Below are 17,276 nucleotides of genomic sequence, written 5' to 3' on the forward strand. Positions count from 1 at the left end.
AAAAATTAAAACAAAACACCACTTTTGATGAAGAAGAGTAACAAAATGTATTTAGGTCTTGATCTTGGAACCTCTGGTTTAAAAGGCGTCGTTATTGACGACAATGGTAATGTATTGGCCCAGGAGTCGGTGTCTTTAACTGTCGATAGTCCTCAGGCTACTTGGTCAGAGCAAAACCCATTGTCATGGTGGCAAGCGTGTAAGACGGTTGTTCAGCAATTGCAGCAGCGTTTGGATTTAAGCAAATTGAAAGCGTTAGGGTTATCGGGGCAAATGCACGGCGCTACCTTACTTGATGCTCAAGGCAATGTTTTACGTCCTTGTATCTTGTGGAACGACGGTCGGAGTCAAGCTCAGTGCGAAGCCTTGATGGCGCAATTTCCGGAATTAATTGAACGCTCCGGCAACCTTTATATGCCAGGCTTTACCGCGCCTAAAATACGTTGGGTACAAGAAAACGAGCCAGAGATATTTACTAATTTGGCACATGTATTATTACCGAAAGACTACTTGGCTTACCGATTGACAGGCACCATGTCTTCCGACTGCTCAGATGCCGCCGGTACGCTTTGGTTAAATCCTGAAACACGTCAATGGGATGATGCTTTATTGGCCGCAACAGGACTAACGCAAGCCAATATGCCAAAAATGTACGAAGGCTGTGATGTTGTCGGTAGTTTGTCTGAAGCGGTTGCTCAAGAGCTTGAGCTTCCCCAATTACCTGTTGTGGCCGGCGCTGGCGATAATGCTGCTGGTGCGGTGGGAATGGGAGTGACGAATCCTGGTCAAGGGTTTATCTCATTAGGTACTTCTGGTGTGTACTTCACAGTGAGCGAGTCCCATAAAGCCAATCCTCTCAATACGGTACACGCTTTTTGCCATGCTTTGCCTAATCGTTGGCATCAAATGGGTGTTACCCTTAGTGCAGCGAACTCATTAGCTTGGTTTGCAAAGCTGGTGGATAAATCGGTTGCTGAGTTGTTAGACGCGCTTGAAGACAGCGATATGCAACGCACTAACGTTTTGTTTCTGCCTTACCTTAGTGGCGAGCGAACACCACACAATGACCCGCTAGCTAATGGGCAATTTATTGGGTTAACGAATACAACGAATGTTGAAGCGATGACGTTGGCAATACTAGAAGGCGTGGCCTTTTCTTTATTAGATAGTCAAAACGCTTTGTACAGTGCGGGAAGTGCCGTAGATGAGCTTTCTTTAATTGGTGGTGGCGCGCGTTCTGCCTTGTGGCGTCAGATTATTGCTAATGTATTGAATAAGCTCCTTATTTATCGTGATGGCGGTGATGTAGGGCCAGGCTTGGGGGCAGCACGTTTGGCATTGTTAGGCGAGAAGCAAGGCCAAAATAAAAGCATTGAGTCGCTAATTACAGAATATTGCACCATGCCTGACGTATTAGAAGTGCATGAACCAGACTCTTCTTTAGGCGCTTATTATCAAGAGAAGTACGCTTTATACCAATCTCTTTACCAATCGACAAAAGACCTAAACGAAAAATTGATGCAATTGTCGTCTTAATAACGACAGTTGCTTTTTAATGATTCTAAGGCACAGTCGTATTATGAAACAGGCGCCGTGCCTTCAATGTGAATGTTGCTTTGTGTGCGGAAGTCTCTAGGCGTGACGCCTTTCAGCTCATGAAATCGGCGATTAAAGTTAGCAACATTGTTGAAGCCAACTTGAAAACAAATCGTTGCAATCTGTTGGTCTGTTTCGGTTAATAAGCTGCAAGCGCGGCTGACTCGTACGCGATTCACAAATTCAATAAATCGATTGCCTGTCGCCTTTTTAAAGAAGCGAGAAAAATGACTGTCAGACATACCGATCAAGCTTGCTACACTGGAAAGCGTAATATCTTGGCCGTAGTTTTGTGACACATAATCGACCACAGTATTGATTTTACGTTGCAGTGTTTCACTGGACTTTAAATCGATTTGCACTGTAGAAAGTAAGCGATAACTTCGACTTTGAGCCAGTTTTTGTAAGAGGGGGAGGGCGAGAATCAGTCTTGACAAGCCGCTAGAATCGCGCACTTTCTGGAAGATATCTTTTAGGTATTCGTGGTCTTGGTCAAAAAACTCAATGCCTGATTTTGCTCTCGCTAACATAGGCAATATTTCGGCGAGTTCGGGGATGATTTTCATACCATTTGAAAAAGACTCGTGATCAAAGCGAATCACCATGTCCCGAAGTTGAACATCTTCTTGGTCGTGTTGGCAGATCCAGTTATGAGGGAGTCGAGGTCCCGTTAAAATGAGTTGGCCTGGTGAGTAATTGCCTATGTAATCACCGACGAACACCTTGCCCGATGTCGCGACGATAAAATGTAGCTCGTAGTCATCATGGGCATGCCAGCGAATAAGATCACACGGATAGCCGTGTTCTAAATAGCGAATGGTTTCGTTATCTTCGACGATTTCGTATTCGGGTGTGATGCGTTTGGCGGTATTAGACATAATCTTCTCGCTCAGCAGATAAAATGACCACTCACTGCTTATTTTTTATTTTTAATAAAAATATACTCAAGAAACCAAGGAAGAGACAACTTTATCCACCTTGTTTTCTTGAGTTAGGCACTCTAATTAATGATAACTATCTAAGCATACTTTGCCATGCTTGTCTGAATTGCTTCAGAGAGCTGAGTTACAAAGTCAGGAAACTCTGTTGGCACATTGCCCCATAAAAAGCGATCTGTTGCAAAAGCTCGAATGCCCATTTCGTCATTGCTAAATGACGCTAGAGAGGCTTTATTTGGCTCATGGTAAGGCGTATTTAGCTTGCCTTGACTAGATAGTTGAATAAAAGCAAACCAGCTAGCGATGCCTTGGATGGTTTTTACGGGAGTGCGGCCTTTTTTGTAGGCGCCTTCCAGCGTTGGGAAAACAAAAATCGGAAATTTGGCGTAGCCATCAGTGCAGATTCGCTCTACAGTATCGCCAATATTGGCGTTGCTAAAACGTTGCGCAATAATGTCAAAATAAGCAGGCAGATCAACCACCGAATCACCGATCGCAGGGATCGAATCTTGTAGAATAAAGTCCGTAAAATACTGCTTTAATTCGTCATCGCGCATGGCTTCATCAAAGTAGGTAAGGCCTTTTAATGCTGCTTGATACGTTACGCAAGTATGGCCCGCGTTTAAAATGCGAATTTTAGCTTCTTCAAAGGGCACCACGTCTTTCACGAATTGCACGCCAACGAGGTCAAGAGCGGGTTTATCACCGGCAAACTTATCTTCTACCACCCATTGGATGAAGTCTTCCCCCATGACTGTCATGTCGTCATCGACACCGAAGCGAGAACGGACATCGTCTATGTGTTGCTGGCTTGGCTTAGGTGTAATTCGATCCACCATAGAGCAAGGAAAAGACACGTTTTGTTTTACCCATTCAGATAAAGCCGAATCTTGCTTAGCGTCTAAAAACTGCATTAGCCCAGTTTCGAGTAGCTCACCGTTATGACGAAGGTTATCACAGCATAATAGAGTGATTTTTGCCTTGGATGTTTCGCTTCGCAGTTTAAGTCCAGCATAAAGAAACGCATAAAGCGTATTGCGAGCACCTTCTACATCGGCCTTGATTGCAGGATGTTCTAGCATCAAACGGCGATTTTCATCAAGGTAATAACCACCTTCTGTCACTGTGGATGTGACAAGCTGTGTCTTCGCGTCCGCAAGTGCTGAGTCAACTTCTTCAGGTGCTTGTGCACCGTCAATTTGCTTAACAATAGAGCGAATGTGCTCATAGTCTGTCTTGCCATCAGCCGCCATGGTTTTTAAAACGTATTCGCCCTTTTGCTTAATAAAACGATCGAAAACGTGGCTGTCTTGTGGGCGAATATTGACACCAATAATCCCCCAGTTTTGCTGATTGGCATGAGTTAATAGTCGATCAATGTACACCGCTTGGTGGGCACGATGAAACGCGCCTACACCCAAATGGACGATACCAGCTTGAATCGTTTCTTTTGTATAATTCTGAGCTGAAAGCTGTTCCGCATTGGAGACGGCTTGTAAATAATTAGCCATACTAGGCCTCCTCTGGAATAACAGAGATGACACGATCATTTTCGTTAAACAAAATGGCTTCTGACATGTCAATTTTGAGGCTGACTTCTTGTCCGTCTTTTAGCTCTGTTCGAGCCGGGGCCTTGATGATAATGGTTTGATCGCTAGATAATTGAAGGTGCGCGTAGGCTTCGGAGCCGAGGTGTTCAACCAATTCAATGCGACCAGATAAATCGCCGCCTTCCTCTACCAACGACATATGCTCCGGGCGAATACCAACAACAACCGAATCTGGCAGCGGGCCTTTTAAGCGGTTAGCAGGGAAGAGAATTTGCTGACCAAGTAATTCAATGGCTAGATTATCTTCTTGGCGGACTATTTTATTCGCGGCGATTAAGTTCATTTTTGGCGTGCCTATGAACTCAGCAACAAAGCGGTTATTTGGCTGGCGATAAAGTTCCAGCGGTGTACCAACTTGTTCAATTTGGCCTGCATTTAAAATCACTACTCGGTCAGCTAAGGTCATGGCTTCAACCTGATCGTGCGTGACATAAATCATCGTCGTGCCGAGCTTTTTATGAAGACGAGCGAGTTCCAAACGCATTTGCACACGCAGTGCGGCGTCTAGGTTGGATAGTGGTTCATCGAACAAGAATACTTTTGGCTGACGAACAATAGCGCGACCAATGGCAACACGTTGTCGTTGACCACCAGATAGCTCTTTGGGTTTACGTTCTAACAAAGGGTCAAGCTGCAAAGATGCAGACACAGAGCGTACTTTCTCTTTGATTTCAGCATCCGATACTTTGGCGAGACGAAGAGCGAACGAAAGGTTATCGGCCACCGTCATGTGTGGATACAAAGCATAAGACTGGAACACCATGGCGAGATCGCGTTTTGATGATGCCACTTCAGTAATATCTCTGCCATCTAGTTCAATACTTCCACCTGTACTGGACTCAAGACCCGCGATAGTTCTCAATAAAGTGGATTTACCACAGCCAGATGGTCCAACGAAGACGACGAATTCACCTTCCGTAATACTTAGATTAATGCCGCGCAATGCGTGGTAGCTGTCATAGTGTTTTTGTAGATCAGTGATCGCTAAGTAAGTCATAAAAAAGCTTCCTAATAATTATTTTACGGCGCCGAATGTAAGGCCTTGGACTAATTGTTTTTGACAGAACCAACCGAAAATGACGATCGGTGCACAAGCAAGCGTGGAGGCTGCAGATAGCTTCGCCCAGAACAAGCCTTCAGGGCTTGAGTAAGAGGCGATCATCGCGGTTAATGGCGCGGCATCGGATGCGGTTAAGTTAAGAGACCAAAAAGCTTCGTTCCAACACAGTACGATGGATAAAAGAGCTGTTGATGAAATGGCGCCAACGGAAAGAGGTAGCACTACTTTGATGACTTCATCCCAAGGCGTGGCACCGTCCATTCGAGCCGCTTCAAGGATTTCTTTTGGCAAATCTTTGAAGTAGGAGAACAGCATCCATACGATAATGGGCAAGTTCATCAGAGTGAAAATGATCACCAAAGCGGTTTTTGAATCTAATAAACCATAGTCTCTGCAAAGGATATAAATAGGGACTAATACGCCGACTGCTGGCAGCATTTTAGTAGAGAGCATCCATAGCAAAATGTCTTTGGTACGTTTTCCTGGGAAAAATGCCATGGAGTAAGCCGCAGGGATGGCAATAACCAAAGCGATTATGGTCGAGCCAAATGACGTGACGACGGAGTTCCATGCGTGATGAATGTAGTCACTGCGCTCTTGAACGATTCGGAAGTTATCCAGTGTTGGTTCAAAGAACAGCGATGGTGGAACAGATATCGCCTGTAATTCGGTTTTAAAGGAGGTAATAAACATCCAAAAAATCGGGAAAAATAGCACCAATGCGACTGTCCATGCGAACAAGCCAGTCAGAATGGTTTTGAGTTTGCGTTGTTGATTAAGAGTCATCGTATTCACCTCACACCGTCAAGTTTTTGCCAACGGCACGAATTAAGAAAAAGGCCACGATATTGGCAAGCAATACGGCAAATAAACCACCTGCAGAAGCCACACCAACGTCATATTGAAGAAGCGCTTGGTTATAAATTAAATACGCTAGGTTCGTACTGTCGTAACCTGGGCCGCCGCCAGTGGAGACGAAGATTTCAGCAAATACCGCTAATAGGAAGATGGTTTCTATCATCACCACCACGGCAATTGGGCGTGCAAGGTGGGGAATCGTTAAATAGCGGAAGATGTGCCAACCTGTCGCACCGTCCATTTGGGCTGCTTCTTTTTGTTCCGTGTCTTGGGATTGCAGAGCGGTAACAAATACTAGGATGGCAAAAGGTAACCATTGCCAGCTGACCATGATAATGATGGAGACTAATGGGTAACTGGATAACCAATCTATGGGTTCAAAGCCCAGTGATTCCGATATCCATGCAAAAATGCCATAGACCGGATTCATCATCATATTTTTCCAAATCAGTGCGTTGACAGTTGGCATGATAAAGAAAGGCGAAATTAGCAAAACACGCACAATGCCTTGGCCAAAAAATGGCTTATCAATTAAAGCGGATAGCATCACACCTAGTACTACAGTGATGATCAACACTGAAAGTAGCAGTATTAAGGTGTTCGATACCGCAGGAATGAATCCAGGGTCAGTAATAAAGAATTCAAAATTCATCCATCCAACGAAGTTATTCTGACCTGGGTACAATAAGTTGTAGCGGATGGTGGAAAAATAGATGGTCATGGATAATGGAATGATCATCCAAACCAAAAGCATGATGACGGATGGTGCCATTAATAAGCGAGTAATTGAGCGCTTCATGTTGTGTTTCTCTTATTATAAGCAGGGGGATTTGTTCTCGTGCAGAACGAATCAAGATAAGAAATAGGGCGACGCCCTATTTCTTTGTCGAGCTTAATAATGGTTAGTAATAACCCGCTTGACGCATTTGACGATCTGCAGAGATATTGGCAGATTTCAAGGCTTGATCGACTGTCATAGAGCCAGACAATGCACCTGAGATCATTTGCCCTGTTGTTGTGCCAATTGCTTGGAACTCAGGGATGGCAGCAAACTGAACGCCCACATAAGGGGTTGGTTTTAGTGTACTGTCAGTGGGGTCAGCAGATTGGATGGCTTTTAATTCCGCATCAGCAAATACCGCTGCTTTTTGGAATTTAGGGTTAGCATAAGTGCTGGCTCTTGTTCCTGTTGGTACCGCAGCCCAGCCATTTTTTTCGCCAACTAATTGGATGTATTCTTTAGAGGTTGCCCAACGAACGAATTTTTGAGCCGCGTCTGCGTTTTTAGTCGCAGCAGGAATGCCTAATGCCCATGACCAAAGCCAGTTCGCGCCTTTTTCCGTCACTGCATAAGGAGATTGAGCAAAGCCCACTTTGTCAGCAACCTTACTTTGTTTAGGGTCAGTGACGAAAGACGCTGCGATAGTGGCGTCAATCCACATGCCGCATTTGCCTTCGTTAAATAACGCTAGGTTTTCATTGAAGCTGTTACTGCTTGCGCCTGGCGGCCCGTAATTGTTCAATAGATCAACATAGAAGTTAACCGCCTTTTTCCATTCAGCGGTTTCTAGCTGAGGCTTCCAGTTTTCATCAAACCAACGAGCACCAAAAGAGTTTGCCATGGCGGTCATGAACGCCATGTTGTCACCCCAGCCAGCTTTACCACGTAAGCAAATGCCGTAAATGCCTTTCTCTGGGTTATTGACGGCAGCTGCGACATCACGAATGTGCTCCCAGCTGTCTCTGTCATTGATTTCCATACCAGCGGCTTTCACAAGATCCTTGCGATACATGACCATGGAGCTTTCACCGTAGAAGGGTGCAGCATACATAGTGCCGTCATAAGATAAACCTCCACGAATGGATGGAAGAATGTCTTTTGCATCGTAGCTACCACTGGTATCGACTGCTTGTAGCCAGCCGCGTTCACCCCAGATAGGCGCTTCATACATGCCAATGGTCATAACGTCATAAAGACCGCTTTTATTGGCTATGTCTTGTGTCACGTTCTGACGTAAAACACCTTCTTCTAGCGTTACCCATTTCACTTTGATACCTGGGTTAGCTTTTTCAAATTCAGGTGTGAGTTTTTGCATTTCGATCATATGGCCATTATTTACAGTGGCCACTGTGATTTGAGTTGCAGAGAAGGCGCTAGCAGCTGTCATGGCTGCTGTGATAGATACCGCATAAGTTAGGGTATTCTTGGTAAAGCGTTTCATAGGTTTCCCCCAGTTTGGAGTTTCTTTGTTTTTATAGTCGTACCTAATTCTTGATAACTGATCATCAAGTAACCATTAATATAGGCTATGTGACAATTGACCTGTTAATACATAAATTGCCAATAAATGTACTATTTTGTTTCATTTTTAAGTTTTTTCTAAAAAATGAGTCAATTTAATACTCTTCTTAAGACCTTTAATTGGCGCTATCTGTCTGTCTAATAAGGTTTTACGTGATAAATGTCAGTGAATGAGGCCAAGGCATTTTCGTTTTTTTTATATAAATGGCTATAATGGCGGCATTCTATTTCAAGGGTAATATCATGAGTGAAACCACAGATTCGATTAGTTTTAAACGTCTTAAAATGCAGTGTCGTCGTGGCATGTTGGAACTTGATGTTCTACTTGAGCCTTTTTTAGCGGATGTGTATTTGACGCTGGAAGACGAAGACAAGCAGCGCTTCGTTAATTTGCTTACCTGTGAAGATCAGGAACTGTTTCCGTGGTTTATGCAAAGTGCTGAGCCGGAAGATCCGGATCATGCCCGCATTGTTAATATTATTTTGTCTCGTGTTCAGCCTGAAAACTACCGAGCTTAAATGCTCATGGATTAGTGTAGGGCTGTGGCTTTTTTTAGTCCTGGCGTACGCTGCTCTGTTGCAAATTTATTGGATGCCTGCCTATTGGCGGGCATTGCTTTATATGAGCGTTGGCTTAGTTGGATTAACTCTGTTTATTCGTATGTTGCGAAAACCTGTTCGACAGATTGGTATCGATGAACAAGGCGTTTTTCTATTAGATCGAGGTGGTTATGAAAGGCTGCTTTTTATTCGTGCTAATGGTGTTCAGTTGATTGCTAAAGTTGACCAAGTGCAGACTTTTTGGGATAAAATCTGGCCCAAATACCGAGTGATATATCGCGATAGCGTGGGAATGGAAGTGTATCAAGTTCTTCGCTCTTATGCGGCGCAACAAATCCTGTTGCGCCGCAGTGAAGAGGCTAAAAAAACTATTGGTTCAAAAACTTAGCGCTTAAATTCCTAAACGCAGCTCAGTCTGATTTTTTCGGAGTAAGGATTGTGGGCGTGCTGGTGGTTAGTTTATTTGGGTAATCTAACGTAAAGTGCAAGCCGCGACTTTCTTTGCGAGACATGGCGGAACGTATAATCAAATCAGCAACCACGGCCAAATTGCGTAGTTCGAGCAAATCATTCGAAATCTTATAGTTAGCATAGAACTCTTGGATTTCGGATAGTAATAAATCCACCCTATGTTTGGCTCTTAAAAGGCGTTTGTCCGTTCTTACTATGCCGACATAATCCCACATAAAACGTCGTAATTCTTGCCAGTTATGGGTGATGACCACGTCTTCATCAGAGTTTGTTACCTTGCTTTCATCCCAGTCAGGAATGTCTACTTCATTGCTGTGTAGATGATTGTCAGCAATGTGTTGAGCAGCAGAACGAGCAAAAACAATACATTCTAATAAAGAGTTACTTGCAAGGCGATTCGCGCCATGAAGTCCGGTATAAGCGGTTTCGCCAATGGCATAAAGATTATCAATGTCCGTTGCGCTGTGACGATTAACGACTACACCACCACATGTATAGTGTGCGGCTGGAACGACAGGAATTGGGCCCTTTGTCATGTCGTGGCCATATTCTAAACAGCGTTTATAAATGGTTGGGAAGTGTTCTTTAATGAACTCTGGGGCTTTGTGGGAAATATCCAGCAGAACATGGTGAATCCCAAGACGTTTCATCTCGTGGTCGATTGCACGTGCGACGATATCGCGTGGTGCCAGTTCCTCTCTCTTATCAAACTTCGCCATAAACTGTGTGCCGTCGGGTAATAAAAGCTTACCGCCTTCGCCACGAACAGCTTCGGAAATCAAAAAGGTTTTGGCTTTGGCATCGTAAAGGCAGGTAGGGTGGAATTGGTTGAATTCCATGTTTGCAACTCGACAACCAGCACGCCATGCCATGGCAATTCCATCGCCAGAAGCGGTGTCAGGGTTGCTGGTGTAAAGATACACTTTACTGCTGCCACCGCAGGCCAGTGACACAAAACGCCCGTGAAACACCTCAATGACGTCATCATCTAAGTTCAGTGCGTAAACACCAACGGCTTTGTTTTCACCTGCAATGCCAAGCTTTTTTGTTGTCACGACATCAATCGCCACACGATCAGGGAAAAATTCGATGTTTGGGTGATTGCTTGCGTTTTTAATCAATGCTTTTGATATTGCCAAACCGGTGGCATCGGCACTATGAATAATACGCCTATGGCTGTGACCACCTTCTTTTGTTAAATGGTACTCCTCGCTTTCCCCATAGCGGGTGAAAGGAACGCCTTGCTCGATTAACCAATCAATACTTTCTTTGGAATGTTCAACCGTAAAGCGAATCGCATCTGGATCACCAAGCTCAACACCTGCGTCAATGGTATCGTTAATGTGGGAATCAATTGTATCTTTATCCGACAATACAGCAGCGACACCGCCTTGAGCATATAATGTGGATCCTTCGCGTATATCCGCTTTTGTCAAAATGGCAACGCGGTGTTTGTCTGCCAGCTCAAGAGCAAGCGTTAGCCCCGCGGCTCCCGCGCCAATAATGACGATGTCGTGTTTGTAATGTCGGCTCATGTTATTGATCTGATTATGGCTAAAAAATTAATGTTACTATTGTTGCCAGTAAATAGTGAACACTTTCTGAGGTCACATTCTAAATATTAAGTATTGTCTAGTATCAGAGAGGAATACGGATTCTCTAAATAGTTTATTTAGTAGTCAATGACGGGAACTCGTTAAGTGAAGTGTTGTCTTCTCTTGTAATGAGCAAGGGCGCAGACGAATAAGGTTTTTATATGAGGTGCCTATGCAGCACGAAACGTCTTCTGATCAGGCGTTAGTTGAGAAAGTACAGCAGGGTGACAAGCGGGCGTTTGATCTGCTTGTTGTCAAATATCAATATAAGGTCATGGGTTTAATTGGACGTTATGTACAAGATAGAAGCGAAGTTCTCGATGTAGCTCAAGAAAGCTTTATTAAAGCGTATCGTGCTATAGGTAGTTTTCGCGGAGAAAGTGCTTTTTACACTTGGTTGTATCGTATTGCTGTTAATACGGCGAAAAACTATCTTGTGAGCCGTTCTCGTCGTCCACCAGAATCTGATGTCGAGCTGGATAATGAAGAGGTTTTCAGCGTGTATGAATCCTTAGCTGATATAGACACGCCTGAAGCAAACCTAAACAGTGATCGTCTTGAAAAAGCGATTCATTATGCCATTCAAAATTTGCCGGAAGAGTTACGTAGCGCATTAACCTTACGTGAATTCGATGGTCTGAGTTATGAAGACATTTCATTGATCATGGACTGCCCTGTAGGAACAGTTCGGTCGCGTATTTTTCGCGCCCGAGAAGCGGTAGAAAAACACATACGTCCATTGATGGATACAGGAGAGTAAATATGACAGCTTTAAACAGCGGTTTACCACAAAATGATTGCTCCCGAGATCATGGCAGTACTCGAGAAAACGACCACACCCAAGAAATGCGTTCTAGTTTGTCGGCTATGTTTGATGGTGAAGCGACAGAGCAAGATCTAGATCGCTTAATAGATGGGGACAGTGCAGAGCTAAGTCGTCAACTAGAATCTTATCATCTAATTCAGCAGGCGCTGCATAACGACTCGTCTGTCATTGTTGGTCTGGAAGATAGCTTGATGCTTCGTGTGAGAGCTGGGATTGACATCGACTCTTCATTTCCAGAAGAGCACAGTGCAAACAATTTGCTGCCTTTTGTTCTGCCTAGTGATAGTCCGGCTTCTCGTCCAGTCTGGCGTGTCGCCCTGTCTAGCGTTGCTGTGGCGGCGAGTGTAGCGTTTGTGGTGATATTGGGTGGTAATGAGTTATTAACATCAGAGGTTAGCGCTCCAAATTTAGTGGCAGAGGTTCGTTCACCATCAACCAATATGGTAGTAACGCCATTGGCGGAATTGGACAAAGAGGCGTTGCAAATAGATAACGTTAGGTTGCAGCATTATCTTCGACAACATGCTGAGCAAGCAGCGATGACGGTTGGGCAGGGAATGATCCCCATGGCTCGAGTTGTTAGCTACCCCGTTAAAGAGTAATTTATGAGATTATTTTCGCCATTACATATTTTTTTCACGCTACTATGCCTTATTATTTCGGGTGTAAGTACAGCTAGTAACTCGGCACCAGACGCATTGCATTTGTTGAGAAGCATGACACAGTCATTTTCTACACTCAGTTATGATGGTGTATTTGTTCACTCTGAAGCGATGAATATGAACAGCATGCGTGTCCGTCATGATTTGATGGGCGGTGTGGAATATGAAAGTTTGGTGGATTTAGACGGCGACAAGATTGAAGTTTTGCGCATTGATGACAAAATCATTTCTGTGTATCCAAATGCACTTGTTGCCAACATGCGTGCACCATTGATACCGCCTTTTAAACGTTTTAAAGATGTAGAAAGTGACCGGCTTATTAAAGGTTACGATATGATTGTTGGCGAACACACAAGTCGGATCGCGGGTCGCAAAGTGATTGCTGTAAAGTTGGTACCAAAAGATCAATATCGCTATGGGCATCAATTTTGGTTAGACGCAGAAAATCACTTTCTTTTAAAGCATGATATGTTGAAAACAGACGGTAAATTGTTAGAGCGAATCCAATTTACCTCCGTTAATTTTGCCCCTGACTTGAAAGACAAAGATTTTGTCCCAAAAGAGGGGAGTTATGCTGAACCTATGGTGGAAACTCAGCCAAGACGTGTAAAAAATCTTTGGCAATTTGACTGGTTACCGGAGGGCTTTTCTCTGGTGTGGCCAGAGGCAAGGTCGCTAAATCATGGCACCAGCATGCTGTTGTTATCAGATGGAATGGCGACCATCTCCATTTTTATTGAGCCGACGATGAAGGTTAAAGCCATGTCCATTTTAAACATGGGGGCGACCATCGCTGGCGAACGTAGTATTAAAGTAAAAGATCAGTTGTATTTGTTGACCATGGTTGGAGAAGTACCAGAACCGACCATTGAGAAACTGATGACCGTATTTATGCCAAGGCAAGATTAATGATTGAAGAAACGGGAAGAGTATTATCCGTAGAAGATGGCTTTGCTGATGTAGAAACCATTCGCACCAGCAGCTGTACCTCTTGTCGTGCTCGGCATGGTTGTGGTCACCATGCTATTGCTCAAGTTTCTTCATCAAACCGAATGCGCATGCGAGCTATTGATCCTTTGTCGGTAGAAATCGGGCAAAGTGTTGTTGTCGGAATCCCTGAAGATACGCTACTACAGGCTTCTGTTTGGATGTACCTTATCCCATTACTTGGCCTAGTTGGTGGAGCGGTTGTACCCTCCTTGTGGGGAGGTGAATCGGGCATCGCGGTTATTTTTTCTATCTTTGGCTTTGCTGGTGGTTTGTTATTAGCGAGAAATAAGTCAAAACAAGAAATGAACAATCTTGACTATTACCCCAAAATTTTAAGAATTGAAGCGCTTAACGATGGCCATATACCTTTGGTCGTGGCATCGTAAGCTTCTAAATATCTTCACCTGGCACTGTAATGAATTTGGTACGTCTTAAGGAGACCAATCAATGAACAGATTGCTTAAACAAGTTAGCATGATTGTCGTCAGTAGTTTTATGATGGCTTCGATGTTAACTCATGCGGCTTCGCTTCCTGACTTTACCGAGTTAGTGGAGAAAGCCTCCCCCGCCGTTGTGAATATCAGTACGGAACAAACTGTTACCACAAAAACGGCTAATGAAGGTGGTCAGCAATTAGGGCCAAATAGTGAAGAACTTAATGAGTTCTTCAAGCACTTCTTTGGTCAGCAACCTTTCGGTCAACAAGCGCCACCACAGCAGGGGCCGCGAAGTTCATTGGGTTCTGGATTTATTGTTTCCCATGATGGTTATGTCCTGACTAATAATCACGTTATTGATGGCGCGGATGTGATCCATGTTCGCCTAAATGATAGACGTGAATATATTGCCAAATTGGTTGGTACGGATCCTAGAACGGATTTGGCTCTGCTTAAAATAGAAGCTGATGATCTACCTATTGTTAAAATGGGGGATTCCGATGAGCTTAAACCTGGGCAGTGGGTATTGGCGATCGGCTCACCGTTTGGTTTTGATTACACGGTAACGGCAGGTATTGTAAGTGCAACAGGGCGAAACTTGCCTTCTGATAACTACGTGCCGTTTATACAAACTGATGTCGCGATCAATCCTGGTAACTCTGGTGGCCCGTTATTCAATTTAGACGGTGAAGTGGTTGGTATCAACTCACAAATCTATACTCGTTCTGGTGGTTTTATGGGCGTGTCTTTTGCGATTCCGTCTAAAGTCGCTATGTCCGTGGTTGATCAGCTAAAGAGTGACGGTAAGGTGTCTCGCGCTTGGTTAGGTGTGTTGATTCAGGACGTAAACAATGAACTGGCTGAATCATTTGGTTTAGACAGATCAAATGGTGCTCTAATCAGTCGTGTATTACCTGACTCTCCAGCTGAAAAAGCAGGCTTAAAATCAGGTGACATCATCTTAGAATTCAATGGTAAGTCTATCGCACACTCTGGTGAGCTGCCTTACATTGTTGGGCAAATGAAAGCGGGTGAAAAAATTGACGCTAAAGTCTATCGAGATGGTAAAGAACAAACAATTTCGGTGACGCTAGATGCTCGACCAAATGACCCTAATGTCATTGCTCAATCTCAACAAGATCAAAACCGTCTAGGCATGATTGTCGGAGAAGTTCCTGAAGATATGGCGAAGAAATTTGAAATTGATGGTGGCGTTGTTATCGAGCAAATTCTGGGTGGAACAGCTGCCCGTAATGGCTTGCAGCAAGGCGATGTGATTACTATGCTAAATGGCAAGCGCATTAACAGTGTTACTGAGTTTGGTGACATCTCTAAAGATATTCCAAATGGTCGTTCTGTGCCAATGCGAGTGATTAGGCAGGGTTACCCTATGTTTATTCCATTCAAAATAATGGATTAATCATTAAAAACGGCAACAATCGAAACGAAAAAAGCGACCAAAAGTTTAATACTGTTCACTCAAGTCGAACAGGTTTGCGAGAGATGGATTGTTTCGTTTTTGATTACTGAACCAAGCGAGGCCTACTAGGCCTCGCTTTTTTTCGCTCCAAAAATAAATTACGTATCCTTGTTCAAGTTTCCTGCGCTGATGAGCTAATTTGTTAACAGAGTTGTCGCTGGTATGAAACGATGTTGGTACCGTTTTAGTGCAGTGATAGTTCCATATCTCAATTAAGAAATTGACTTTTAGATAAGCATCGTCGCCTGATGCTCGCTTTTGAAGATAGCGTTAATGTAGGCTCGATTCATTGTTCTCGGAGGGGGTTAGTAATCTTAGAATGAATAGGGAGGAGCGACTGATGAATAGGGCGCAAAAAATCCGATTAAGAAAACTTAATCGGATTTTTTGCGGGTGTTTAATTGGATCCAAGCAGACTAATGCATTTTTTGTTTGAGTTAGTTAGTCTTTTAAGGATGCAAATTTTTGTGCAAACGATGGAGAGTGTGAATTTGATAGTGTCGCGACCACCTGTTTTGCGTAAGGTAGGTATTTTTTCAAATCGTTTTTAGGCATCGGATCGTCATTTGGCAGCTTCACTGTTACTGGGTTCTTGTGGGTGCCATTTATTCTAAATTCATAGTGTAGGTGGGGTCCTGTTGCCCAGCCGGTTTGACCTACGTAGGCAATAATTTTTCCTTGTTGAACTCTGGTCCCACGTTTTGTTCCTCTAGCAAAGCCTTTTAGATGGGCGTAAAGGGTTTGGTAGCCTTTGCCATGATCAATAATAACGACATTTCCGTATCCATTTTGCTTTCCAGCAAAGGATATTTTTCCATCGCCAGCGGCCTTTACTGGGGTGCCGCTTGCAGCGGCATAATCTACCCCTCTGTGTGGTCGACTGGTTTTGAAAATAGGGTGTAATCTATTTGGGTTGAATTTAGACGATATTCTTGTGAAGTCTACTGGGGTACGTATAAATGCTTTTCTCATAGCAAGCCCGTCAGGTGTGTAATAGCTTGCTCCTTTCTCTGTCTTGAACCTTATTGCTTGATAGGTTCGACCATTGTTGATGAATTGGGCAGCTATTATATTGCCGTGTCCGATTTTCTCTCCATCAAGGAAGTTCTCTTCATAGAGGATGCTAAGGCTGTCGCCTTTTCTTATATCTAAAGCAAAGTCTATATCCCAACCAAAAATATTAGCTAATTCAATAAGTAGAGGTTGATCGATTCCTGCTTTTAGGCCATCAACAAATAGTGAGTTGTTAATCTCTGCCTCTTTATAGGCTTGGACGATTTCTGGTGTTTTAGAGGTTTCTGTTCTGTTGAATTTATCGTTGTCGCGTTCAAAAGTCACGCTGTCCAGTCGATTAAGTATGAGAGTGAGTTGTGTAAGCTCGCCGGTTGTCTCATTTTTTGTAAAGTTAATTGTCTGTCCGGGTCTCATTTGGAGTAGTGTTTTTTGTTTCTTGTCAGCTAAAGATACTTTGTAGATGTCTTGTGTAGATATCCCTTCAGGTGATAGTACTTTAGACAGAGAGTCTCCTGGTTTTACTTTAACGGATTGTTCCTTAAATGTTGCAGGACTACTCTTTTTTACTAGATTTTGAGGTGCTGGGATATCGTATGTGGAACTTGTGTCGCTAACTGGGATAGCGGCTAGTGGAGTTATATTGCTTCTGGGTGTGAGTTTTTGCAGATCCTGCAACATAAGTTGGGACTGATCTATCACCTCAAAGTTAGCTTCGATGGATATGAGGTTGTTATCGTCCGTTTCCTTTTCAGGAAATGCAATAAGAACTATGGCGAGTAGTGCGCTTACTCCAGAAATTAGGAGTAGGTGCTTTGTTGGTAATAGCTTGGTCAAAATACGTACCTGAAAAAATCTTTAATAAAAGCCTTATAATCC

The 17,276-nt window shown here is 43.7% G+C and carries 16 protein-coding genes; 8 read left to right on the forward strand and 8 right to left on the reverse strand.

Features of this window, described 5'->3' with window-relative positions; all coding sequences use genetic code 11:
- Positions 1-45 precede the first annotated feature (45 nt).
- Positions 46-1,536: a xylulokinase gene (gene xylB, locus KDW99_RS04460; RefSeq protein WP_255828103.1), complete on the forward strand. Its 1,491-nt coding sequence runs from the start codon at positions 46-48 to the stop codon at positions 1,534-1,536.
- A gap of 41 nt (positions 1,537-1,577) precedes the next feature.
- On the opposite strand, the gene KDW99_RS04465 is transcribed toward xylB, so the two are convergent.
- The 6 genes from KDW99_RS04465 to KDW99_RS04490 form a co-directional block, all read right to left on the reverse strand.
- The gene (locus KDW99_RS04465; protein WP_255828104.1) at positions 1,578-2,474 is read right to left on the reverse strand and encodes a helix-turn-helix domain-containing protein; all 897 of its coding nucleotides are present in this window, start codon (positions 2,472-2,474) and stop codon (positions 1,578-1,580) included.
- Positions 2,475-2,614: 140 nt separating this feature from the next.
- Complete coding sequence (locus tag KDW99_RS04470; protein ID WP_255828105.1) at positions 2,615-4,045, reverse strand: mannitol dehydrogenase family protein; 1,431 nt, start codon at positions 4,043-4,045, stop codon at positions 2,615-2,617.
- Between the two features lies 1 nt (position 4,046).
- Positions 4,047-5,141 carry an ABC transporter ATP-binding protein gene (locus KDW99_RS04475; RefSeq protein ID WP_255828106.1) on the reverse strand — a complete coding sequence of 365 codons (1,095 nt, stop codon included), beginning with the start codon at positions 5,139-5,141 and terminating at the stop codon, positions 4,047-4,049.
- Between the two features lie 18 nt (positions 5,142-5,159).
- Positions 5,160-5,990: a carbohydrate ABC transporter permease gene (locus tag KDW99_RS04480; RefSeq protein WP_255828107.1), complete on the reverse strand. Its 831-nt coding sequence runs from the start codon at positions 5,988-5,990 to the stop codon at positions 5,160-5,162.
- Between the two features lie 10 nt (positions 5,991-6,000).
- Entirely contained in the window at positions 6,001-6,861 is an 861-nt protein-coding gene (locus tag KDW99_RS04485; RefSeq protein ID WP_255828108.1) for a carbohydrate ABC transporter permease, read from the reverse strand.
- A 103-nt stretch (positions 6,862-6,964) separates the two neighbouring features.
- Complete coding sequence (locus tag KDW99_RS04490; protein ID WP_255828109.1) at positions 6,965-8,284, reverse strand: ABC transporter substrate-binding protein; 1,320 nt, start codon at positions 8,282-8,284, stop codon at positions 6,965-6,967.
- Positions 8,285-8,607: 323 nt separating this feature from the next.
- Here KDW99_RS04490 and KDW99_RS04495 point away from each other — a divergent pair, with 323 nt between their 5' ends.
- Together KDW99_RS04495 and KDW99_RS04500 are read left to right on the forward strand one after the other, a co-directional pair.
- Positions 8,608-8,883, forward strand: coding sequence for an FAD assembly factor SdhE (locus KDW99_RS04495; RefSeq protein WP_255828110.1), 276 nt, complete (start codon positions 8,608-8,610; stop codon positions 8,881-8,883).
- Positions 8,884-8,986: 103 nt separating this feature from the next.
- A complete protein-coding gene (locus KDW99_RS04500; protein WP_255828111.1) occupies positions 8,987-9,313 on the forward strand; it encodes a hypothetical protein in 327 nt (108 codons plus the stop codon).
- Between the two features lie 22 nt (positions 9,314-9,335).
- Here the strand turns inward: KDW99_RS04500 and nadB are convergent, their stop codons facing one another.
- Entirely contained in the window at positions 9,336-10,931 is a 1,596-nt protein-coding gene (gene nadB / locus KDW99_RS04505) for an L-aspartate oxidase (RefSeq protein ID WP_255828112.1), read from the reverse strand.
- A 232-nt stretch (positions 10,932-11,163) separates the two neighbouring features.
- Between nadB and rpoE the strand changes: the two genes are divergently transcribed.
- From rpoE to KDW99_RS04530, 5 genes are all read left to right on the forward strand, one after another.
- On the forward strand, positions 11,164-11,751 hold the full coding sequence (gene rpoE / locus KDW99_RS04510; RefSeq protein ID WP_255828113.1) for an RNA polymerase sigma factor RpoE: 588 nt from the start codon (positions 11,164-11,166) through the stop codon (positions 11,749-11,751).
- Between the two features lie 2 nt (positions 11,752-11,753).
- Positions 11,754-12,419, forward strand: coding sequence for a sigma-E factor negative regulatory protein (locus KDW99_RS04515; RefSeq protein ID WP_255828114.1), 666 nt, complete (start codon positions 11,754-11,756; stop codon positions 12,417-12,419).
- 3 nt (positions 12,420-12,422) lie between these two features.
- Positions 12,423-13,388, forward strand: a complete 966-nt coding sequence (locus KDW99_RS04520; RefSeq protein ID WP_255828115.1) for a MucB/RseB C-terminal domain-containing protein — start codon at positions 12,423-12,425, stop codon at positions 13,386-13,388.
- Positions 13,388-13,855, forward strand: a complete 468-nt coding sequence (locus KDW99_RS04525; protein ID WP_255828116.1) for a SoxR reducing system RseC family protein — start codon at positions 13,388-13,390, stop codon at positions 13,853-13,855. Before KDW99_RS04520 ends, KDW99_RS04525 begins: the two co-directional genes overlap by 1 nt.
- Positions 13,856-13,916: 61 nt before the next feature.
- A complete protein-coding gene (locus tag KDW99_RS04530) occupies positions 13,917-15,326 on the forward strand; it encodes a DegQ family serine endoprotease (protein ID WP_255828117.1) in 1,410 nt (469 codons plus the stop codon).
- Between the two features lie 501 nt (positions 15,327-15,827).
- On the opposite strand, the gene KDW99_RS04535 is transcribed toward KDW99_RS04530, so the two are convergent.
- A complete protein-coding gene (locus KDW99_RS04535) occupies positions 15,828-17,234 on the reverse strand; it encodes a peptidoglycan DD-metalloendopeptidase family protein (RefSeq protein WP_255828118.1) in 1,407 nt (468 codons plus the stop codon).
- Positions 17,235-17,276: the final 42 nt, after the last annotated feature.

Origin of the sequence: Marinomonas rhizomae (assembly GCF_024397855.1) — a bacterium.
Taxonomy (GTDB): Bacteria; Pseudomonadota; Gammaproteobacteria; order Pseudomonadales; family Marinomonadaceae; genus Marinomonas; species Marinomonas rhizomae_A.

Coding starts and splice junctions, on each gene's coding strand:
- xylB (WP_255828103.1), top strand. CDS start 46: ATGTATTTAGGTCTTGATCTTGGAACCTCTGGTTTAAAAGGCGTCGTT.
- nadB (WP_255828112.1), bottom strand. CDS start 10,931: ATGAGCCGACATTACAAACACGACATCGTCATTATTGGCGCGGGAGCC.
- KDW99_RS04480 (WP_255828107.1), bottom strand. CDS start 5,990: ATGACTCTTAATCAACAACGCAAACTCAAAACCATTCTGACTGGCTTG.
- KDW99_RS04530 (WP_255828117.1), top strand. CDS start 13,917: ATGAACAGATTGCTTAAACAAGTTAGCATGATTGTCGTCAGTAGTTTT.
- KDW99_RS04470 (WP_255828105.1), bottom strand. CDS start 4,045: ATGGCTAATTATTTACAAGCCGTCTCCAATGCGGAACAGCTTTCAGCT.
- KDW99_RS04495 (WP_255828110.1), top strand. CDS start 8,608: ATGAGTGAAACCACAGATTCGATTAGTTTTAAACGTCTTAAAATGCAG.
- KDW99_RS04500 (WP_255828111.1), top strand. CDS start 8,987: ATGAGCGTTGGCTTAGTTGGATTAACTCTGTTTATTCGTATGTTGCGA.
- KDW99_RS04515 (WP_255828114.1), top strand. CDS start 11,754: ATGACAGCTTTAAACAGCGGTTTACCACAAAATGATTGCTCCCGAGAT.
- KDW99_RS04485 (WP_255828108.1), bottom strand. CDS start 6,861: ATGAAGCGCTCAATTACTCGCTTATTAATGGCACCATCCGTCATCATG.
- rpoE (WP_255828113.1), top strand. CDS start 11,164: ATGCAGCACGAAACGTCTTCTGATCAGGCGTTAGTTGAGAAAGTACAG.
- KDW99_RS04490 (WP_255828109.1), bottom strand. CDS start 8,284: ATGAAACGCTTTACCAAGAATACCCTAACTTATGCGGTATCTATCACA.
- KDW99_RS04465 (WP_255828104.1), bottom strand. CDS start 2,474: ATGTCTAATACCGCCAAACGCATCACACCCGAATACGAAATCGTCGAA.
- KDW99_RS04475 (WP_255828106.1), bottom strand. CDS start 5,141: ATGACTTACTTAGCGATCACTGATCTACAAAAACACTATGACAGCTAC.
- KDW99_RS04525 (WP_255828116.1), top strand. CDS start 13,388: ATGATTGAAGAAACGGGAAGAGTATTATCCGTAGAAGATGGCTTTGCT.
- KDW99_RS04520 (WP_255828115.1), top strand. CDS start 12,423: ATGAGATTATTTTCGCCATTACATATTTTTTTCACGCTACTATGCCTT.